3 protein-coding genes are annotated in these 2700 nt (G+C 69.0%); all 3 read right to left on the bottom strand.

Features of this window, described 5'->3' with window-relative positions:
• Positions 1 to 154: 154 nt before the first annotated feature.
• The 3 genes from AB0I76_RS27100 to AB0I76_RS27090 all read right to left on the bottom strand — a co-directional run bounded on the left by AB0I76_RS27100 (position 155) and on the right by AB0I76_RS27090 (position 2501).
• Positions 155 to 547: a hypothetical protein gene (locus tag AB0I76_RS27100; protein ID WP_357041116.1), complete on the bottom strand. Its 393-nt coding sequence runs from the start codon at positions 545 to 547 to the stop codon at positions 155 to 157.
• A gap of 436 nt (positions 548 to 983) precedes the next feature.
• Positions 984 to 1487 carry a nitroreductase/quinone reductase family protein gene (locus AB0I76_RS27095; RefSeq protein ID WP_357041113.1) on the bottom strand — a complete coding sequence of 168 codons (504 nt, stop codon included), beginning with the start codon at positions 1485 to 1487 and terminating at the stop codon, positions 984 to 986.
• A 315-nt stretch (positions 1488 to 1802) separates the two neighbouring features.
• Positions 1803 to 2501 (bottom strand): DNA-binding response regulator, encoded by a 699-nt coding sequence (locus AB0I76_RS27090; protein ID WP_357041110.1) that lies wholly within the window; start codon positions 2499 to 2501, stop codon positions 1803 to 1805.
• Positions 2502 to 2700: the final 199 nt, after the last annotated feature.

The raw sequence follows: 2700 nt of genomic DNA, 5'->3' as shown, positions 1-2700 counted from the left end.
ATGCCTGCCCGACCGAGGAGACCCGCCACCGCAGGGACGCTTGACAGCCACCATTGAGACTCGTCCGGTAGGGCGCTCCACCTTGTCACCCTGGCGCTGGCCCGCTCCACGGTTTGTGGGTCGACGGTGGACGGGATGGCACGAGAGTGGGGGCTCATTCGGCGATAGTCGCCGCTGCTTCGGGAGCCCACCGGGTCAGCCACTGCACGATTGCCGCCGGGTCTTGCAGTTCCAGGTCACCGTCGGATTCCCACCTGAGCCAGCCTTGACGAAGGAGACCGATCGCGGTCAACCGCGCATCGTCAGGTCCGAGCAGTTCGAGCCATAGATCGGGCCACTGCATCCAGTCCATGACCTTGGTGTCCGGTCGCAGTGCCAGCGCTGCTCGCAGTTGGATCAGCGCCTCGGGGTCACGCTGGTCAGCGAGGACCGGACGACGGTCGCGGCGCTTGCGAGCTGGTTGACCGGGCCCGGTCGAGTCGAAGACGCGGACCCGAGTCGCCGTGTCCAAGGTCGCGGCCACTACGTCAAGAAGATCCCTGATCACGCCGTCATTCTCGTCGTGGGATGACGCGACGACCAGCAGGGAGCAACGAGCCCTCGCCGTGGCTCCTGGTCCTGCCGGTCCGCATCTGGTCCGCAAGAGGTCGGCGGATGGCGGGGGAGTGCTGTGAGATGTCGAGAGGTGTTTCCGCTGCTAGACCGCCATGTGGCCAGGTCGGCGGGACGGGCAATTTGATCTCATAATCCCTCGGTCGCGGGTTCGAGTCCCGCCCGCCCACCAAGGCAAACCCCTGTTCAGCCATGCTGCCGACGACCCGGAGACACCGGGTTGTAGAACTGCCGGACATGCCGCTTGGCAATGATGTCGCCCGGCACGTATCGGTGAGCGATCATGTTTCGCTTGTCGATGAATGTGTCCAGCGCCGAGACCGGGCTGGCAATCCAGCCCCAACCACCATGATCACCATGGCCTCTCAGCCTCAGTAGTCCGACTTCTCGCCTGCCGCCTCGACGCGGAACGCGGGGTACTGCGCCGCGATGGCCGCGAACTCGGCCAGGGGTGCGTGCCGGTCGACGGGGACGTGCGGCCGGGCTCCGGGTACCGTCGCCAGGTACCGCTTGAGGATCGGTGCGCGCTCGTCGACCGGCACCTCGACCAGCCGGCAGGCCCGGGCCCGCCCGTGCCGGATGGTCACCAGCCCGTCGGCCGCCCGTACGTTGCGGACCCAGTTGCAGTTCTCGCCCAGCATCGATACCAGATACCAGTCGCCCCGCCAGTCGGCCATGCCCAGCGGGAACCGGGTCAGTCGTCCGCTACGGCGTCCGGCGACCTCCAGTGTCACCCAGCGCCGGGTTAGCAGGCCGGCACCGTGTACAGCCGCCCACACCCGGGCGAACCGGCGGGCCGTTGCATTGCCGCGGCCCCCCACGTACATCGCGCGAATGGCGTTCTCGGACAACGGCCAGCTCCCCAACTTCGCCACCACATCCTCCTTCGACCGGTCTGGCCTATCCGGGCTTCAGGGTTGGCGATCGCGGGTGGAAAATGCAGGGTACAAGGTCCCGGTCACCCCGACCGTTCATCCTCGGTAGTGGCTGGTAACAGGGGTGGACGACGGCTCGCTCCTGACCGTGGACGGTCCGCATCGGGTCGAGGAACTCGTTACCGGTGCGCCGGATGAGCTGCGCAAACTCATCGGTAGCGGATCACCGGCGATTGTGGCGACGTGGTTCAAGCCCTCCACCTGCACACCCTGCCCGGCGCTCGGCCGGAGGGTTCCCCCTGGGATCCGGCGATCTCATCGGGGCTCGGCGGTGCGCCACCAATCCTTGCCGTCGGTCGCCTCGCCGGACCAGAACTCCAGCAGGTCACCGGGGGCGAGCCCGAGGGCTCGCTCGATCTCCCCGGGGGTGAGGTTGCGCAGCGACTCGGACAGTGACCGGGTCAGGTCCAGCCAGTACCCGCGCAGCGTGGACTCGCTGACGTACAGCTGCTTGGCGACCTGGGCGTAGCTCAGGCCTCGGGCGCGGCCGTGCAGGAGCTGGCGCTGGCGCTCGCTGAGCAGGGTGATGCAGTCGCGCCGGACCAGGACCTCCAGGATCCCGACGACGGCCTGCGGCACGACGGTGCCGCCGGCGGCCGCCTCGAGGAACAGCTGCTGGGCCCTGGCCGTCGGCAGCGCCTTGGAGACCACGCCGCAGGCGCCCGCCGCGATGCAGGCGGCCAGGACGAATCGGCGCTCCTCCTGGCTGTAGACGCAGACCCGGTAGCCGCTGGTGGTCAGCGTGCGGATCGCGGCGATGCCCTGCCGGACGTCGGGCTGTTGCTCGAGGTTGGCCAGGTGCAGGTCGAGCACGACGAGGTCGGCCTCCGGGCGGCGGCGCACCAGCTCCTCCACCGTCGCCACGGCGGCGACGACGTCAAGGTCGGTCATAAGCAGCCCCACCGACTCGCGGATCAGCGACGCGTCGTCGACGACGGCGACCGTGGGCCTCATGCGGCATCCCTGACGGCGTCGTGATCGCCGCACGCGGCCGAGCGTGCGTGGCACGAGATCGTCACGGTGGTGCCGGAACCCACCGCGGACTCGACGTCGACGTCGAGTCCGCGCCGCCGCATGTTCTTAGGCTACACCCGCCGCATCGCCCACGACGCCCACACCACGCGGGCCCGCGCCCCCGAACTGGCCCGTCGCG

This window comes from Micromonospora sp. NPDC049799 (assembly GCF_040656655.1).
Taxonomy (GTDB): Bacteria; Actinomycetota; Actinomycetes; order Mycobacteriales; family Micromonosporaceae; genus Micromonospora.
The sequence above is the reverse complement of the archived record's forward strand: the minus strand, read 5'-3'. Positions and strand labels throughout refer to the sequence as shown.

What these genes read in the sequence shown, in the direction of transcription:
- AB0I76_RS27090 (WP_357041110.1), bottom strand. Translation starts at nt 2,501, where the DNA reads ATGAGGCCCACGGTCGCCGTCGTCGACGACGCGTCGCTGATCCGCGAG.